We start from the raw sequence: 17757 nt of genomic DNA on the forward strand, positions 1-17757 counted from the left end.
ATATAAGATTGAAGCTGAAGCGAGAGCTCGTGCAGAAGAAGTACGTGTAGAAGGTTTAGCGAAAGCGGAAATCGAAAAAGCGCAAGGTCAAGCAAAAGCAGAAGTACAAAAAGCACAAGGTACAGCGGAAGCAGATGTTATTAGGTTAAAAGGTTTAGCAGAAGCAGAAGCGAAACAAAAAATTGCAGAGGCATTTGAGTTATATGGCCAAGCGGCAATTATGGATATGGTTCTTAACATGCTTCCAAGTTATGCGAAGGAAGTTGCAAGCCCACTTAGCAACATTGATAAAATTACAGTTGTCGATACAGGCGGCGGTGGTAAAAATAGCGGCGCCGGAAAAGTTGCAGGTTATGCGACTGATTTAATGGCAACGATGCAAGAAACATTAAAAGCTTCTTCTGGCATTGACTTAAAAGAGTTATTAGAAGGATTTGCTGGAAAAGGAGCAGTACAACAATTATCAAACGATAAACCTGTTGTATCTGTAGTAGAAGATGAGAAAAAAGAAGTAGCAAAAGATAAAGAATAGCAAAGTGAGGAACCTCTAGTAAGTGAGATACTAGAGGTTCTTCTGTGAATTATAATATTTAGAATAATATACATTTTTATATATTGTTTTAATTATATAAATTATATAGAATGAAAAAGGTATGTATCAACTCTTCAATAGAGAAAGATATAGAGAGTCACATTGATACATTTTAATTGTAAGATTTATATAAAGAAATTAAATGTAAGGCAATTACATTTAAAACGATATGGAGGGGTAGAAACATGTTTCAAGGAAAATTAAGGAGTAGTAGCTTAAAAGCAAAGTTACTTGTATCATTTGTTATCATTTTAATTCTTCCAAGTATTGTAATTGGTTGGACGTCTTATCAACAAGCGAAGACAAATTTTAATGAAACGATTTCACAATCGGCGAAAGACAATATAAAAATTTTGGATAATGTAATTAATAAAGAATTGGATAGTAAAAAAGTAGATGCAGTTTATTTTACGAAGTTATTTACACAATCGAGTTACCAAGCGGATCAAATACAAAATATCCAAAATAAACTAGAAGAATATAATAAGTTACATCCAGAACTGGAAGCCATCTATACTGGAACCAGCAATGGGCAGTTTATTCAATCACCGTCTATTCAAATGCCAGAAGGATATAATCCTACAGAAAGAGATTGGTATAAAGAGGCAGCGAAAAAAAGTGGAGAAGTAATTATTACAGCTCCATATAAATCAAAAACGACAGGAAATATTGTTATTACAATAGCAAAACAAAATGATGATAAGAGCGGTGTTCTCGGTATTGATTTAATTATTAATGATATCGTAAACACTTCGAAGATGGTCAATATCGGTAAAAGTGGATATGTAGCAATTTTTGATCAAGATAAAAATGTAGTAGCGCATCCAACGATGAAGCCAGGGGATAAGGTAGAAGAGAAGCTTGAAAAAAAGTTGTATAAACAAGAAATAGGTGATTTTAATTTCACATTAGATGGTGAAGAGCGCCATATCACTTTTAAAACAAATAAAATAACTGGATGGAAAATAGCAGGAATTATGCCTTCAAAAGAAATTATTGAAGCAGCTGAACCTATTTTCTATAAAACGATAACTGTTATTGGCATTTCATTAATAATTGGTGGGATTTTAATTTACTTCATCATTGCTTCTATTATTAATCCGTTAAAACAACTTGTTATATCATCGAAAAAAATTAGTGAAGGCGATTTAACAGAATCCATTACAGTTCATTCTAGGGATGAAATTGGACAGCTAGGAGAAAGTTTTAACGAGATGGCAGCATCATTACAGAAGGTTATTTCCAACATAAATACTTCAGCAAGTCATGTAGCGGCATCTTCAGAAGAATTAACAGCTAGTATGAAGCAGACGAGTGAAGCGACGGAACAAATTACACAAGCGATAGAGCAAGTGTCGAGTGGAGCGGAAATACAAACGAAAGAAGTTGAAGAAGGCGCAACGTTATTAGAAGAAGTTACAGAAGGAATTCAGCGTGTTGCAGATAGTTCTTCATTAGTATCCACAGCATCTATGTATACGAAGAAAAAGGCTGAAGATGGTGGGAAGTTAGTTGCACAAACTGTGAATCAAATGCAATTAATCCATGAGTCTGTTTCACAATCAGATAAAGTTATTGTGTTGTTAGATGATAAATCGAAACAAATTGGAGCGATTCTTGAGGTGATTCAACATATTGCAGAGCAGACAAATTTACTAGCATTAAATGCTGCAATTGAGGCTGCGAGAGCTGGAGAGCAAGGAAGAGGATTTGCAATTGTAGCAGATGAAGTGCGAAAGTTAGCAGAACAATCAGGACAGTCTTCTACGGAAATTGGAAAACTAGTAAAAGAGATACAATTTGACATAAAAGAGACAGTAAGCTCTATGAAGCAAGTTGGAACAGAAGTACAATCAGGACTTGTAGTTGCAAATGAAACGAAGCAAAGCTTTGCTGAAATATTGAAGTCTACAGATGATACAGTTGTACAAATTGATAGTATGGTAGAAGTAGCGAAACAAATGACAGTAGATGCAAAACAAGTTAGTGCATCTATTAATGAAATTGCAGCTACGATTGAAGAAAATGCAGCAAGCGTTCAAAATATTGCTGGTTCTTCAGAAGAACAATTAGCTTCAGTAGATGAAATCAATGCAGCAGCAGTTCATTTATCGCAAATGGCAGAAGAATTACAAGAGATGATTGGAAAATTTAAAGTGTAATAAAAAATGTTAAGAAACGAGGTATTAATTGTACTTCGTTTCTTTTTTTATGAAGATAAAAATAAAGAAATATAGAGTAATCGTGTTATGATTAGGTGTAATTATAAAAGACTGTAAATTCTTTAAATTCCATCTTTAATTATGTTAGGGGAATGGTTTTGAAATTTAAAAAGTTAAAACTGCAACCGAGAATTACATTAACAATTAGTACACTTATTCTAGTCGTACTTCTACTAACAAGTTATTTATTTTATTACATATTGTCTGAAACGGTAGAAGAGCAAATTGGTAAACGGGCTTTGCATGTTGCGAAAACAGTTGCTGCTATACCTGAAATAACGGAAGCTTTTCAAAAAGAAAATCCAGCTTCTATTATTCAGCCAATTGCAGAAAAAATTCGAATTGATACAGATGCTGATTTTATTGTAGTTGGAAACAAAGAGGGGATTCGATATGCACATCCTAAGCGAGATAAAATAGGAGAAGAAATGGTTGGTGGAGATAACGAAGGGGTTCTATTAGAAGGGAAATCGTATGTTTCGAGAGCAACTGGATCATTAGGCCCTTCATTACGTGGAAAAGTTCCAATCCGTAATCAGGAAAATGAAATTATTGGCGTGGTGTCTGTTGGATTTTCAATGGATGATATTCATGGAGCCGTAGAAGTGTATGGAAAGCGCGTATTTTGGATTACAATAATCGGTCTTTTAATTGGAATAATTGGCTCTATATATTTAGCGGGAAGTATAAAAAGAATGATGTTTGGGATGGAGCCAGAAGAAATTTCATCTTTATACGAAGAGCATAGTACAGTGATTCAATCTGTACGTGAAGGGATTATTGTTATTGATCAAAATGGCATGATTAGTTTAGTCAACCAAGCGGCTTATGATATTCTTTCGCTAGATAAACAACGAAATATTATTGGAGAATTTATTTTAAATGTAATTCCTAATTCAACAATACTAGATGTATTTCAAACTGGTGAAGAACAGTTTGATCGTCAATTAAATATAAAAGGGCAGGCTGTGATTGCGAACCGTCTACCTATTAAAGTAAAGAATAAAGTAACTGGCGTTGTATCGAGCTTACGTTTGAAATCTGAAATGGATCAATTAACAGCAGAATTATCTCAGACGAAGCAATATACAGAGGCATTACGAGCGCAAACACATGAATATAACAATTTGTTGTATACGCTTTCAGGTCTTATTCAGTTAGAATCATATGAGGATGCTTTAGAGCTTATTCATAAGGAAACAGCGGTATATCAAGATTTTGTTCAATTTATTATGAAGCGCATTCAAAATCCGTGGTTAGGTGGGATTTTAATTGGATTCTATAATAGAGCGCGAGAGTTAAAGATTGATTTCATGCTAGATCGAGAAAGTAGCTTAGATAAATTAAGTCCGCACATTGAGAGTAATTATGTCGTTTCTATTTTAGGAAATTTAATTACGAATGCATTTGAAGCAATTGAGAGAAATGAAGAGAATGATAAGAAGGTAAGAATGTTTGTAACTGATATTGGAGAAGAAATAGTAATTGAAGTGGAAGATTCAGGACAGGGGATCCATGATGAAGTCATTACTAGTATATTCTATAAAGGCTTCTCGACGAAAGAAGGCGGGAAGCGAGGTTATGGATTAGCAAAAGTGAAAGAGCTAGTAGAAGATTTAAATGGAAGTATTGCAATCGAAAAAGGGGATTTAGGTGGTGCATTATTTATTATCGCATTACCAAAAGAGAGAGGCGAATTGTAATGGGTGAGGAGATTGAAGTATTGATTGTAGAAGATGATATTCGAATTGCGGACATTCATCGTCGTTTTACTGAAAAGGTTGGGGGCTTTAAAGTAATTGGAACAGCAACGACTGGAGAACAAGCGAAAGAATGGCTAGATCTTGTGAAGCCGCAGCTCGTTTTATTAGATGTGTATTTACCTGATATGCAAGGAACGGAACTTGTCACATATATTAGGCATAATTTACATGATACAGATATTATTATGATTACAGCTGCATCGGAAACAGATGTAGTGAGGCACGCTTTACGAGGCGGAGTAACAGATTATATCGTAAAGCCACTTATGTTTGATCGATTTAAGGCCAGTTTGGAAAGTTATCAAAAAAAGATTGTGCAGTTGAAGAAAAATAATCAATTATCTACAGAACAAATAGAACATTTATGGTCTCAAAGAGGCGTAAAAGGAACTGAAATAGAATATGCGCCGAAAGGGATCGATCCTTTAACTTTAGCAAAAATAAAAAAGCATATGTTAATAGTGAATGAAGAAGGAATTACAGCAGAAGTGTTAAGTACAATGGTAGGAGTAAGCAGGTCAACAGCGAGGCGTTATTTAGAGTATTTAATATCTGGAAAGAGAGTTTATGCGGAGCTTACATATGGGAGTGTAGGGAGACCGGAGAGACGGTATTTTCTTGTTTCTTCATAATAGAAAAAGAGTAGAGGATATATGTCCTCTACTCTTTTTTATCTTATATTGGAATAATCCCAATTACAATTCCAGTAATCAACATCACCATTGTTGTTCCAACTGCCCACAATAAAGTGAAGCGTTGATGTTCACCAAAATCAACTTTGGCCATTCCGACTAATAAATAAGTGGATGCGACAAGAGGGCTTAATAAGTGAACAGGTTGACCAAGTAAAGAAGCACGTCCCATTTCGGCTGCACTAATTCCGTAAGCAGCGGCAGCTTTCGTTAAAATAGGTAATACGCCGAAGTAAAATGCATCATTAGACATGAAAAATGTGAACGGCATACTAAGAAGAGCTGTAATAATTGGTAGTTGTGGTCCAAGAGCGTCTGGTATAAGAGTGACTACACTTTGAGCCATTGCATCTACCATTTTTGTTCCTGATAAAATACCAGTGAAAATTCCAGCGGCAAATACGAGAGAAACAACCGCTAATACGTTTCCTGCGTGAGAAGCAATACGTTCTTTCTGTTGTTCTAAGTTCGGATAGTTAAGCATAACAGCAATCGCGAAAGCAATTGTAAATAAAACAGGTAACGGCATAACTTCTAGTATAAGGAAAACAAGTAAGGTAACAGTTAATAAAAAGTTAATCCATAGAAGCTTAGGGCGTTTATGAACGGCAGCTTCTACTGTGGCAGCTTGCTCATCCATCGTTTGCATTTGTTTTAAATATTGTACATCCATAATGCCTAAACGTTTTCTTTCTTTTTTGCCAAGATAGTAAGCAACGAAAACGACCCAAATTGCACCAGCGATCATTCCTGGTATAAGTGGTGTAAAGAGTTCTGATGCGTCTAGTCCAAGAGCACTCATAACCCGAGCTGTCGGTCCGCCCCACGGTGTAAGATTTGTTACTCCTGCCCCTAACATAACAACCCCAGCTAATATAAGTGGATTCATTCCAAGGCGTTTATATAGTGGGTACATTGCAGAAACAGTAATCATATACGTTGTTGTTCCATCCCCATCTAATGAAACGATAATAGTAAGAATTGCTGTACCAACAACAATTTTTAAAGGATCTCCTTTTACAAATTTTAAAATCCTACTAATGACAGGATCGAATAAACCACTATCAATCATAATTCCAAAATACAAAATAGCAAACATAAGCATAATACCAGTAGGCGCTAGTTTTTGAATCCCTTCTAACATCATAGGTCCCATATTTGCATAAAAACCGCCAATTAATGCGAAAGTAATTGGAATTAATATTAATGCTACTAGTGCCGACATACGTTTCGTCATAATTAAAAACATAAAGACAAATACCATCGCAAATCCAAGTAGTGCTAACATGTAATCTCCCCCTCCAAAATGATTGCGCTTTCAAAATGTAATGAAAATTCAGAAAAAATGTTTTTTGTTTATCATAAAATCAATCATTCAAATGGTAAATAATTTGAAAAATAACATCATTAGAAGCATAATTTTTATTTTGGTCATTTTGTTCACGGGAGTTAATTTGAATTTTTAAAAAGTAAGCTGCTCTCCGTAAGAATGGTAGAATAAGATGAAAATATTGAAGTGTGAAATAGGGAGTAGATTTTATATGAAAACGAGAATGGAAGAGATTTATAGTTCTTATGAAGGAAAAGTAGAAGAGATTTTTGTTAAAGAATCTTCTTACGTATATGAGTGGGAAAAATTAATGATGATCCGAAAAAATAACGGTGAACTTGAAAAAGTTGCGATCGGTATCAGTGGAAATATAAGGTTAGTAAATGTAGTTGTTGGACAGCAAATTAATACAGATACATTATTAGTTAAGTTAGAAGATGATTTATTAATTACAGGTTGTGAATGATGAGAGATGTGTAGATATGACTACACATCTTTTTTGTTCCATATATTACAAAAAGAACATTGTTTTTTCACAAATCTCACACAAGTTTTTGATATTCTCCTAGTGGAAGATACGGTTAGGGAGGAAATGAAATGAGAACAAAGTATGTGATGTTTGTTATATGCTTATTTTTTGTCTTTACAATAGTAGGATGTGGTAAGAAACAAGTAGAGGCTGTGGCAATTGATGAGAAACATGATAAATGTGATATTTGCCAAATTGGGGTAATGGATAATCAATTTGCAACAGAAGTTATTTTAGAAAATGGAAAAGCGTTAAAGTTTGATGATATCGGTTGTATGTATAAATGGATGGAGATTAATCCAGGTGAAAAGACGAAAGAAAAATTTGTTCGCGATTATGATTCGAAAGAATGGATTCCATTAGAAGATGCGACTTACGTATATGATAAAACAATAACGACACCGATGGCTTATAATGTCATTTCATTTGAAAATAAAAAGGATGCAGAGAATTTTGTGTCTAACTATAAAGGGAAAGTTCTTTCATATAAAGAGCTAGCAGAGCATAAATGGGAAATGAATAAAGAGATGATGGGGAAACCGAAAACGGGAAATCACGGTGGGCATCATTAATACTAAAAAAAGACAACTATATAGTTGTCTTTTTTTAGTATTACTCAAGTGCAAATATAGAAAAGGTGTAAAATTTTTAGAAGAACGGTTACAATGGAATATAGTAACCTAAAGCAATCATGTATGTACTTTGTAGAAATGTATACAAATGCGGTAAAATCGTGCTAAACTAATTGCTGCGCTAATATAGGTTGAGAAACTTAGGTATAAGTTTGGATAATCCGATTAAAGAAGGAATATAAAGGGCTTATGGATAAATGTACTCAAGAAGAGTTATTGTATGTGATGGAGGAATGGTTAAGAAAACATTATCTTTCATAGGAGCTGTAGTTGTGAGAAAACAAAAAATTTTATTATGTATGTTATTAGGACTTTTAATGACGGTAGTGGCTTGCGATAAGCAAGAGGAGCCAGAATCGAAACCGGTTCATGTGAAAAACGAAAAGAAAAAAGAAAAGCATAAAGAACAGGAAGAACCTAAAGAAGAAAAAAGTATAAATTTAATGGACAAACAGTTGCTACTTTCTGCGACGCTTGGAGACACAGAAACAGCTATGAAGCTGATTCAAGATGGAGCCAATATAAACGTAGAAGGTGACAACGGAGAAACGCCTATCCTTGCAGCAACGTATCAAAATCATGTAGAGACAGTTAAAGCATTAATTGGTGCGGGGGCTAATATTGAAAGTAAAGATGAGAAACAAAGTAATCCATTTCTTTATGCCAGTAGAGAAGGTTATACAGACATTGTAAAGCTATTAATTAATGCAGGGGTTAATACGAAAGAAATTACTAAATCGGGTGGAACAGCACTCATTTCTGCATCTGAACGTGGCCACGTAGAGGTCGTAAAAGAGTTATTAGAGCATACGGATATTGATGTGAATTATAGAAATGATCGTGGTGGAACAGCTTTAGTAGAAGCAATCGTATTAGGAAATGGTAGTGAAAGCCATAAGAAAGTAATTCAAATGCTTATTGACCACGGGGCAGATGTAAATATGGCCAATAAGGAAAATATTACGCCACTGCAATATGCTGAAAAAAGAGGTTTTAAAGATATTGCAAATATGTTGAGGGTAGCTGGAGCGAATGAAGTCGTACAGCCACAACCACAACCGGTGGAATAATAAGTATGAAATAATCCCATTTAGATAGACAGGATGAAGAAGTCATTTCGTATGATGGATTCAGTAATGTGTATTTGAATGGGATTTTTATTTTGGGCATGAAAAATAGATTATGAATGGTATATGGAGTAACTAAGGAGGATATAAATGAGGCTCTCAGAACTTGATTTAATAGCAACTCAGGTAGAGGTTTTATTTGTTCATAATCAAGTAGGAAAAATGAAATATGTAAATGAACAAGGAAATCCAAAAGCACCACGCTTTTTTCTTGGCGGAACTCGTGAAGGTAGTATAACGAGATATCATTGTGATCTGGATGATGAAACGGTAGGTCAGATTGAGAAATTAATTCGAGAACCTTCAAATCATATAGAATTAGCTAAGATCATTGATGTATTAAATGAAGAAAGAACAGTAAAAAATATTTGGATGGGCCCTGCTTTCATGTTCTCTAATAATTTACATAAGCCAACTAGAACAATACAGATAACAGAGAAGAATAAAGAGCTTTTGCGAGAAAATTTTCCTAATCTAATAGAACAGATGGAGTGGAGGCAACCTTACTTTGCAATTGTAAAAAATGAAACGGTAGTTTCTATATGTTGCAGTGCTAGGAGTACGCCTGTAGCTGCTGAGGCGAGTGTGGAAACTTTAGCGGAGTTTCAAGGGAATGGATATGGTGCTGATGTTGTTACAGCCTGGGCGATATCAATACAAGAAGAAAAACGCATTCCACTTTATAGTACTTCTTGGGATAATTATGCTTCACAAGCAGTTGCGAGAAAACTAAAACTGATTAACTATGGAATGAATTTGCATATCACTTAAATTTTAAAAATAGTTGTTTGCTGCTGGGATTCATTCGTATATTTAGATTATTGTTAAAAAAATATGGTGAATATTAACATTCGATTAACACCTAATTAACAATCTATCAAAACTGACTTAATAAATGCGTAATATAGTAAAGGTAACAGAATAACTAGGGTAGAGAACATTTGAGAACACCCGCTTACATATAACGTGCCACTTTCTTAGGTGTGCTCTATTTCCTAGAGTTCAAATAAGGAGAAAGGTGTTCTATGTAAGTAGGTGTTTTTAGTTTGGATAAAAATAGAAAAGCTAGGTGGAACGAATGTTTAAAGAGCCTTATATTGCAATGATAAAAGATTGGAAAGGGTACAAAACATACAAAAAATTACCGAAAACAGTTTTTCTTATGACTGGTTCAATGCTGGAGTTACCAGAGCGTGTATATGAATTACAGAAGCATGGACATGATGTATTTCTTCATTGTGATTTTATACAAGGTTTAAATACAAATACAGAGGAAGCTCTTTTGTATATTCAAGATGTTATCGGGGCGCAAGGTATTATTTCGACAAAAGGTTCGACAATTCGGAATGCTAATAAAGTTGGATTAAAAACGATTCAACGCATTTTTATTGTTGATACTTTATCTCTTACAAAATCAATTGAGAATTGTAAAACGACTAAACCGAATGCGGTAGAGATTATGCCTGGTATTATGCCTTCCATTATTAAGCAGTTAGCAGAGGAAATAGAATTTCCTATTATTGCAGGCGGACTGATTCAAACACGAGAAGATGCGGAAATTGCTATTCGTGCAGGAGCAAGTGCGATTTCAACGAGTCATTATGAAGTATGGATACAAGAAGAAAAAAGGAGTGCAACCTTGTGATTGAATTGAACAATGTTTCAAAGGTGTATAAAAATGCGGAAGAGACAGCGGTTAAAGGTGTATCGGTTCACATTAAAAAGGGCGAGTTTTTTGTTTTAGTTGGACCTTCAGGATGTGGGAAAAGTACACTATTACGAATGATTGCTGGTTTAGAAGAGATTTCTTCGGGAGATTTAATTATTAATGAACATGTTGCAAATGATTTAGAGCCGAAATACCGTAATCTATCAATGGTATTTCAAAATTATGCACTATATCCACACTTATCTGTAGAAGAAAACATTGTATTCGGACTTAAGGTAAGAAAAGTACAAAAAGAAGAGCGACAAAAGCGATTAATGGAAGCAATTGAAATGGTAGGACTGAAAGAGTATGTGAAAATGAAGCCAGGACAGTTATCAGGGGGACAAAGACAGCGTGTTGCACTTGCTAGGGCGATCGTTAGTCAAGCGCCGATCTGTTTAATGGATGAACCACTTTCAAATTTAGATGCGAAATTACGTGCGCAAATGAGGATTGAAATTAGAGAAATTCAGCAACGTCTAGGAATTACAATGATTTATGTTACTCACGATCAAATAGAAGCGATGACTATGGGAGATCGTATCATGGTCTTAAATAAAGGAAGCATACAGCAAGTTGGAACACCGCTTGATATATATAATGAACCAGCGAATGAATTTGTTGCAAGCTTTATAGGGTCTCCTTCGATGAATATAAATGATGGAGAAGTGGACAAAGAAAAAGGCGTATTACATATAGGACATTTGCAAATTCCATTATCTAATGGACGATTAAAGCAACTACCAGAAGGAACAATTCGAATAGGTATGCGACCTGAACATATTGAACTGTCTGAGGGAGGGCAAGAAGTTACGCTACAATCTGTAGAAGTATTAGGGAATGAATCTATATTAAATTTCGTGGTAAATGGAACAACTTGGAGTGCGAAAGTCATTGGACAGCTACTCCTGAACAAAGGTGACAAAGTAAAATTATTATTCTCGCAAGAAAAGTTATGCTTCTTTCATCAAAATACGAATGAACGGTTAAAAGTGGTAGCTGAAGAAGAGTTGAAAGTGGTGGCGAAATAATGATTGAAGTAGGCAAGTTACCAGCCCAAGTAAAAGTGGCAAAAAAGAAGAATTTATGGAGTAGAACGAAAGATTTAAGAATAGGATTATTGTTTTTGGCACCATCTATTTTACTGTTTTCGATTTTTCTGTTTTATCCATTATTTAGGACGATTTACTATAGCTTTTATTTAACGGATATACATGGAGAAGCTAATCTTTTTGTTGGCTTAGAAAATTATCAATACTTATTTTCTGATCCTGCTTTCTACAAAAGCATAAAGTCAACTTTATTATTTGTTGTATATACAGTGCCTACGAGTATTATACTCGCTTTACTTCTTGCATTGATTGCAAATGGAAAAGTAAGAGGTATTGGGTTATTCCGTGTATTATTTTCTTCCACTATGGGAATATCAGTAGCTGCTAGTGCAGTGATTTGGCTATTTTTGTTTCATCCAAGTGTCGGGTTATTTAATAATATATTAGCCTCTATGAATCTACCTGCAATCGCATGGTTAACGAGTCCAGATTGGGCATTGTTCTCTGTATCGGTTACAACGGTTTGGGTGAATACAGGATTTGCATTTTTAGTTATATTAGGTGGTTTACAAAATATTGATACGTCTTTATATGAGAGTGCATCTATAGATGGTGCTAGCTATTTACATAAGCTTCGCCGTGTTACATTACCGATGTTATCACCTACTTTATTCTTTATCGTAACAGTAACGCTAATTAGTGCGTTCCAAAGCTTTGGACAAATTGATATTTTAACGCACGGCGGGCCAAATGATGCAACGAATTTAATTGTATATTCGATTTATAAAGAGGCATTTGTGAATCATCAATTTGGAACAGCAAGTGCACAAGCGATGGTATTATTTATTTTCATTTTCATTGCTACATTACTTCAATTCAAGTTTGCTGAGAGAAAGGTGCATTATAAATGATCGCTAAACAGTGGAAACAAAATTTTCTATTATACATGCTGCTCATTATTAGTGCAGTAATGGTGTTTTTTCCTGTACTCTATGCATTTTTAATAAGCTTTATGACACCAGATGATATTCAAATGAGAAGGTTATTTCCGACTCAATTTACTTTTGATAATTTTATTAATATTTTTCAAAAAGTACCGCTTTTTACATACCTATATAACAGTTTAATCGTATCAACAGTCGTTATGATTGGACAACTTATTGTATCAAGTTTAGCGGCTTATGCTTTCGTCTTTCTTCAGTTTAAAGGAAGAAATCTTATTTTCTTCCTGTTTATTTCAACGATGCTTATTCCGTGGGAAGCGACGATGGTACCTAACTTTTTAACGATTCAAAACTTTGGTTGGATCAATAGTTTTGCGGGGATGACAGTGCCGTTTTTTGCAACAGCTTTCGGTATTTTCTTACTACGTCAACATTTTATGACGCTTCCGAATGAACTGAAAGAAGCTGCTTTTATTGAAGGAATTGGAAATGTAAAGTTTTTATTTAGCGTCGTAATTCCATATTGTAAAACGAGTTTTATTACGCTTGGAGTATATAGCTTTTTAACCACATGGAATATGTACTTATGGCCACTCTTAGTGACCACCGATGAAAAAGTGAGAACAGTCCAAATTGGTATAAAGCAGCTTCAGTCTCAAGAAGTTGCAACTGATTGGGGAAGTGTAATGGCCGGTGTTACGGTTATTGTAATTCCAACATTGATTTTACTATTTGTAGGGCAAAAGCAATTACAACAAGGGTTAACAAAAGGTGCAATTAAATAACGAAGAGAAGGTGAATGTAAAATGAATTTAGTTAAAAAAGGTGCTGTTCTATTAATGGCAGCAACAATGGCATTATCTAGTGCCGCTTGTTCAAATAGTAAAACGGAGGGGAAAGCTGAAGCACAGGCAAAGGTAGCACCAGTTGAAAAAAATGGTGATAAAACTGTAATTCGTTTCTGGCACGCGATGGGTGGAAAAACACAAGGTGTATTAGAGGGGCTTGTTGCAGACTATAATAAGTCACAAAATAAATACGAGATAAAGCCAGAGTTCCAAGGGACATATGAAGAGTCTTTAACGAAATTTAGAACGATGTCTGCTACTAAAGAAGCGCCAGCTCTTGTTCAGTCGAGTGAAATTACAACAAAATATATGATTGATAGCAAAAAGGTTACACCAATTGATAGTTGGATAAAAAAAGATAAGTATGATACTTCAAAATTGGAAAAAGCAATTACAAATTATTATTCAGTTGATGGAAAAATGTATTCTATGCCATTTAATTCATCTACACCAGTATTAATTTATAATAAAGATGCTTTTGCAAAGGCGGGCTTAGATCCAGAGAAGGCTCCGAAAACGTATGCGGAATTACAAGAAGCAGCGAAAAAGTTAACGATTAAAGAGGGCGGAAATGTAAAACAATATGGATTCTCAATGCTGAATTATGGTTGGTTTTTTGAAGAATTGTTAGCGACACAAGGCGCTTTATATGTAGATAATGAAAATGGTCGTAAAGATGCTGCAAAGAAAGCGGTATTTAACGGTAAAGAAGGACAAAAAGTATTTGGAATGTTAGATGAATTGAATAAAGCTGGTGCACTTGGAAAGTATGGAGCAAGTTGGGATGATATTCGTGCCGCGTTCCAGTCCGGACAAGTTGCTATGTATTTAGATTCTTCAGCTGGTGTTCGCGACTTAATTGATGCATCTAAGTTTAATGTAGGCGTGTCGTATATTCCGTATCCAGAGGATTCGAAACAAAATGGTGTTGTTATTGGTGGAGCATCATTATGGATGACGAATATGGTTTCAGAAGAAACACAACAAGGTGCTTGGGACTTCATGAAATATTTAACGAAGCCAGATGTACAAGCAAAATGGCATACTGCAACAGGCTATTTCTCTATTAATCCAGATGCATACAATGAACCGTTAGTAAAAGAACAATATGAAAAATATCCACAGTTAAAAGTAACGGTGGAACAATTACAAGCGACTAAGCAATCTCCAGCAACTCAAGGAGCATTAATTAGTGTATTCCCAGAATCACGAGATGCAGTTGTAAAAGCACTAGAAGCAATGTATGACGGAAAGAATAGTAAAGAAGCGTTAGATGAAGCTGCAAAAGCAACAGATAGAGCAATTAGTATTTCAACTCGTACGAGTCAAAAATAAGAAAAAGCCGTATCCGAAAAAGGATACGGCTTTTTTCAAGGAGATAAGGGATCAAAAAAATGAAGAAGTCTTATCTCTTTTATATGAGTAAAGGGTCTAGAGTGAATTTTGTCCTTTTCATTATTTGTTTAACTCCATTGCAACTTGTTTGCCATTTACGAAAACCTCTGCCACTGCTACTACAACTTCTATCACTTTTTTCATTTCTCATCTCTCCTTGTTCTTTGTTTCATTTCTTACTTTTAGTATAAGGAAATATTACACTTGCAACTATCGAATTGGATGACAAGAGACTTACATTGTTGTAAGGATAAGCGTTTTATTTGTAATGAAGTTGAGTTCAGAAATCTTTGTTGTTTTGAACTATAATTAGAAAGAGAGTGCCTTAGAAAGAAGGGGATAATATGAAAAGAATTCTTGTTATTAGTGATATTCATGGAGAAATAGAAAAGTTTGAACAGTTATTAGAAGAAGCTCAATACGATGCAAGACAGGATCAATTAATTTTATTAGGTGATTATGTAGATCGTGGTCAAAATGCGCGTGCTGTAATTGAAAAGGTAAAAGATTTAAAAGAAGAAGGTGCCTTTGTTTTAAAAGGAAATCATGAAGATATGATGATTAAGGCGTTAACGACTGATGAGGAACGTTCATGGAATCATTGGGTAAAAAGGAATGGTGGAGATAAGACTTTATATAGCTATGGCTTTGTAGAAGAAGATATTATGGTTAATGAGGGAGATTTTCAAAAACCGATTTTACAATCTCGTGTATTAGATGAACATGTAAAGTTTATTCAAGAATTAGATCATTACATTGAAACAGAAGAATATATATTTGTACATGCTGGTGTTGAGCCAATGAAACGAGTTTCTGAATCTGAACCATACACGTTAATGTGGATCCGTAATGAATTTCATAATGGATATAGCGGGGAAAAGGTTGTTGTATTTGGTCATACGGAAACAAAAACGCTTCATGGTAGTGAGGATTGCGGAGTATATTTTGGTAGTAATCGTATTATTGGAATTGATGGTGGAGCTGTGTATGGTGGTCAGCTAAATTGTTTGGAGTTGCCGAGTAAAAAGGTATATGTAATAAAAAATTGAAAGAGATAAGAGGAATCTTATTTCTTTCAATTTTTTATTAAGCTAAATTTAAGACAAAGCTTTTATAATAAAACTTTATATAAAGCAAAACTTCAGAAGGAAATAGTTAAAAATGAAATTACATAATGTGACTACATTCTTTTGTTATGAAGTAAATAGAATTGAACCCTATGGTGGAAGGTGAGAATATGCGCTTACTCGTAGTAGAAGATAATGCTTCGTTATTAGAGTCTATTGTCCAAATATTACGCGATGAATTTGAAGTAGATACAGCATTGAATGGAGAAGAGGGATTATTTCTAGCGTTACAAAATATATATGATGCCATTTTGCTTGATGTGATGATGCCAGAAATGGATGGTTTTGAAGTAATTCAAAAAATACGTGATGAAAAGATTGAAACACCTGTCTTATTTTTGACAGCGAGAGATTCTTTAGAGGATCGAGTGAAAGGGTTAGATTTTGGCGGGGATGACTATATCGTTAAGCCGTTTCAGGCCCCAGAATTAAAGGCGAGAATTCGCGCTTTGTTACGACGAAGCGGTAGTCTAACAACAAAGCAGACCATTCGATATAAAGGGATTGAACTGTTCGGAAAAGATAAAGATGTTCAAGTAGATGGGCAAGGTATTAAGCTAACATTAAAACAATATGAGCTTCTCGAGTACCTTGTTCAAAATAGCGGTAAAATTTTAATGCGTGAACAAATTTTTGATCGTGTTTGGGGATTTGATTCAGATACGACAGTAGCAATTGTAGAAGTATATGTCCATCATTTACGTAAAAAATTAGAGCCATTCGGTTATCAGAAAGATATTCAAACCGTTCGAGGTATTGGGTATATATTAAAAGAACAATGAAAAAGGGAAGTATGTTTCAGAAGACGCGCATTCGATTGACTATATTGAATTCATTAGTATTTATCATTTTGATAGGTGTATTAGGTAGTATTATTTATTCGTACACATATAAGCGTATTTATAATGAAATGGATCAATCTATAAAAATGATGGCTCAGTTTGGAAAAAAATTAGATGCTAAAATATTACCAAGAAAACGTATGGAGAACATTAAAATTGGAGATCCACGGGTAACTAAAATAACTTGGAATGGGAAAGTAGTAGAGATAGAGGGAGATAACCATAAATTTCGTTCTAGCTTTGAAGGGAATTTGGATCAGTTTTTTCCAAAGAAGTTAGGGGATTTGCAAGATATTGAAGTGCAAGGACGATATTTTAGAACCTTTGCGTTTAAAGAAGATGGGAAAATAGTTCAAATTGTACGCGATACAACAGCTGAAGAAGAGATGTTAAATACTTTATTTTTAATTCTTGTTATAGGTTGTAGTGTAGGAAGCCTATTTGCAATAGGAATCGGCTTTTTCTTAGCTGGCAAGGCACTCGTACCCATTCAAAATTCATGGGAAAAGCAGCAACAATTCGTTTCGGACGCATCGCATGAATTAAGGACACCGCTTGCGGTTATTCAATCCAAAACAGATATATTATTTCAGTCACCATCTGCGACAATAGAAGAAAAAGCGATGGATATTTCTACGATTTCAAAGGAGTGTAGACGGTTATCTAAGCTTGTAGCTAATTTATTATTGTTAGCACGTTCGGATTCTAATCAAATTGAGATGGATAAGAAAACATTTGAAATGGATACATTGTTAGAAGAAATAGTAGATCCATATAAGGAGATTGCTTCTTATCAAGAAAAAGAGATGATATTAAAAGTAGAGCATGGTATATCATTTATGGGTGATAGAGAGAGAATTCATCAAATGATGGTCATATTGTTAGACAATGCGATGAAGTATACGAATGAAGGTGGTCATATTCAAATCGATTGTACGCAAACGAACAGTTCGA

The 17757-nt window shown here is 34.6% G+C and carries 17 protein-coding genes and 1 pseudogene; 17 read left to right on the forward strand and 1 reads right to left on the reverse strand.

Going from position 1 to position 17757, the window contains the following annotated elements; genetic code table 11:
- The 5 genes and pseudogenes from MR113_RS23835 to MR113_RS23850 all read left to right on the forward strand — a co-directional run.
- On the forward strand, positions 1-532 hold a 532-nt coding region (locus MR113_RS23835), incomplete at its 5' end, for a flotillin domain-containing protein (protein WP_277929778.1).
- A gap of 245 nt (positions 533-777) precedes the next feature.
- Positions 778-1812: pseudogene (locus tag MR113_RS28620) on the forward strand (HAMP domain-containing protein); the annotation flags it as partial.
- 81 nt (positions 1813-1893) lie between these two features.
- Complete coding sequence (locus tag MR113_RS28625) at positions 1894-2754, forward strand: methyl-accepting chemotaxis protein (RefSeq protein ID WP_396022501.1); 861 nt, start codon at positions 1894-1896, stop codon at positions 2752-2754.
- A gap of 152 nt (positions 2755-2906) precedes the next feature.
- A complete protein-coding gene (locus tag MR113_RS23845; protein WP_081110163.1) occupies positions 2907-4517 on the forward strand; it encodes an ATP-binding protein in 1611 nt (536 codons plus the stop codon).
- Positions 4517-5209 carry a response regulator gene (locus MR113_RS23850; RefSeq protein ID WP_061677005.1) on the forward strand — a complete coding sequence of 231 codons (693 nt, stop codon included), beginning with the start codon at positions 4517-4519 and terminating at the stop codon, positions 5207-5209. The genes MR113_RS23845 and MR113_RS23850 overlap by 1 nt, the downstream gene beginning before the upstream one ends.
- A gap of 43 nt (positions 5210-5252) precedes the next feature.
- On the opposite strand, the gene MR113_RS23855 is transcribed toward MR113_RS23850, so the two are convergent.
- Complete coding sequence (locus MR113_RS23855) at positions 5253-6557, reverse strand: CitMHS family transporter (protein ID WP_061677004.1); 1305 nt, start codon at positions 6555-6557, stop codon at positions 5253-5255.
- Between the two features lie 253 nt (positions 6558-6810).
- On the opposite strand from MR113_RS23855, the gene MR113_RS23860 reads away from it, so the two are divergent.
- From MR113_RS23860 to MR113_RS23915, 12 genes are all read left to right on the forward strand, one after another.
- Complete coding sequence (locus MR113_RS23860; RefSeq protein WP_000857649.1) at positions 6811-7065, forward strand: hypothetical protein; 255 nt, start codon at positions 6811-6813, stop codon at positions 7063-7065.
- A 131-nt stretch (positions 7066-7196) separates the two neighbouring features.
- Positions 7197-7700: a nitrous oxide reductase accessory protein NosL gene (locus MR113_RS23865; RefSeq protein ID WP_242257101.1), complete on the forward strand. Its 504-nt coding sequence runs from the start codon at positions 7197-7199 to the stop codon at positions 7698-7700.
- 257 nt (positions 7701-7957) lie between these two features.
- The gene (locus MR113_RS23870; protein WP_242257102.1) at positions 7958-8830 is read left to right on the forward strand and encodes an ankyrin repeat domain-containing protein; all 873 of its coding nucleotides are present in this window, start codon (positions 7958-7960) and stop codon (positions 8828-8830) included.
- Between the two features lie 147 nt (positions 8831-8977).
- On the forward strand, positions 8978-9658 hold the full coding sequence (locus MR113_RS23875; protein WP_242257103.1) for a GNAT family N-acetyltransferase: 681 nt from the start codon (positions 8978-8980) through the stop codon (positions 9656-9658).
- A 307-nt stretch (positions 9659-9965) separates the two neighbouring features.
- Positions 9966-10532, forward strand: coding sequence for a glycerol-3-phosphate responsive antiterminator (locus tag MR113_RS23880; protein ID WP_242257104.1), 567 nt, complete (start codon positions 9966-9968; stop codon positions 10530-10532).
- Positions 10529-11626, forward strand: coding sequence for an ABC transporter ATP-binding protein (locus MR113_RS23885; RefSeq protein ID WP_242257105.1), 1098 nt, complete (start codon positions 10529-10531; stop codon positions 11624-11626). The genes MR113_RS23880 and MR113_RS23885 overlap by 4 nt, the downstream gene beginning before the upstream one ends.
- Complete coding sequence (locus tag MR113_RS23890) at positions 11626-12558, forward strand: carbohydrate ABC transporter permease (protein ID WP_242257106.1); 933 nt, start codon at positions 11626-11628, stop codon at positions 12556-12558. Before MR113_RS23885 ends, MR113_RS23890 begins: the two co-directional genes overlap by 1 nt.
- Positions 12555-13376: a carbohydrate ABC transporter permease gene (locus tag MR113_RS23895; RefSeq protein WP_242257107.1), complete on the forward strand. Its 822-nt coding sequence runs from the start codon at positions 12555-12557 to the stop codon at positions 13374-13376. The genes MR113_RS23890 and MR113_RS23895 overlap by 4 nt, the downstream gene beginning before the upstream one ends.
- Positions 13377-13397: 21 nt before the next feature.
- A complete protein-coding gene (locus MR113_RS23900; RefSeq protein ID WP_242257108.1) occupies positions 13398-14774 on the forward strand; it encodes an ABC transporter substrate-binding protein in 1377 nt (458 codons plus the stop codon).
- 404 nt (positions 14775-15178) lie between these two features.
- Positions 15179-15883 carry a metallophosphoesterase family protein gene (locus tag MR113_RS23905; RefSeq protein ID WP_242257109.1) on the forward strand — a complete coding sequence of 235 codons (705 nt, stop codon included), beginning with the start codon at positions 15179-15181 and terminating at the stop codon, positions 15881-15883.
- Positions 15884-16071: 188 nt separating this feature from the next.
- Positions 16072-16743 (forward strand): response regulator transcription factor, encoded by a 672-nt coding sequence (locus tag MR113_RS23910; protein WP_242257110.1) that lies wholly within the window; start codon positions 16072-16074, stop codon positions 16741-16743.
- Positions 16740-17757 (forward strand): sensor histidine kinase (locus MR113_RS23915; RefSeq protein ID WP_242257111.1); only part of this gene is annotated, 1018 nt, incomplete at its 3' end. The genes MR113_RS23910 and MR113_RS23915, both read left to right, overlap by 4 nt.

This window comes from Bacillus cereus group sp. BfR-BA-01379 (assembly GCF_022663605.1).
Taxonomy (GTDB): Bacteria; Bacillota; Bacilli; order Bacillales; family Bacillaceae_G; genus Bacillus_A; species Bacillus_A mobilis.

Bases quoted from the DNA above. Each gene is read 5' to 3' on its own strand.
- MR113_RS23855 (WP_061677004.1), bottom strand. From the start codon at position 6,557: ATGTTAGCACTACTTGGATTTGCGATGGTATTTGTCTTTATGTTTTTA.
- MR113_RS23850 (WP_061677005.1), top strand. From the start codon at position 4,517: ATGGGTGAGGAGATTGAAGTATTGATTGTAGAAGATGATATTCGAATT.
- MR113_RS23890 (WP_242257106.1), top strand. From the start codon at position 11,626: ATGATTGAAGTAGGCAAGTTACCAGCCCAAGTAAAAGTGGCAAAAAAG.
- MR113_RS23880 (WP_242257104.1), top strand. From the start codon at position 9,966: ATGTTTAAAGAGCCTTATATTGCAATGATAAAAGATTGGAAAGGGTAC.
- MR113_RS23900 (WP_242257108.1), top strand. From the start codon at position 13,398: ATGAATTTAGTTAAAAAAGGTGCTGTTCTATTAATGGCAGCAACAATG.
- MR113_RS23870 (WP_242257102.1), top strand. From the start codon at position 7,958: ATGTACTCAAGAAGAGTTATTGTATGTGATGGAGGAATGGTTAAGAAA.
- MR113_RS23895 (WP_242257107.1), top strand. From the start codon at position 12,555: ATGATCGCTAAACAGTGGAAACAAAATTTTCTATTATACATGCTGCTC.
- MR113_RS28625 (WP_396022501.1), top strand. From the start codon at position 1,894: ATGAAGCAGACGAGTGAAGCGACGGAACAAATTACACAAGCGATAGAG.
- MR113_RS23845 (WP_081110163.1), top strand. From the start codon at position 2,907: ATGGTTTTGAAATTTAAAAAGTTAAAACTGCAACCGAGAATTACATTA.
- MR113_RS23860 (WP_000857649.1), top strand. From the start codon at position 6,811: ATGAAAACGAGAATGGAAGAGATTTATAGTTCTTATGAAGGAAAAGTA.
- MR113_RS23875 (WP_242257103.1), top strand. From the start codon at position 8,978: ATGAGGCTCTCAGAACTTGATTTAATAGCAACTCAGGTAGAGGTTTTA.
- MR113_RS23910 (WP_242257110.1), top strand. From the start codon at position 16,072: ATGCGCTTACTCGTAGTAGAAGATAATGCTTCGTTATTAGAGTCTATT.
- MR113_RS23865 (WP_242257101.1), top strand. From the start codon at position 7,197: ATGAGAACAAAGTATGTGATGTTTGTTATATGCTTATTTTTTGTCTTT.
- MR113_RS23905 (WP_242257109.1), top strand. From the start codon at position 15,179: ATGAAAAGAATTCTTGTTATTAGTGATATTCATGGAGAAATAGAAAAG.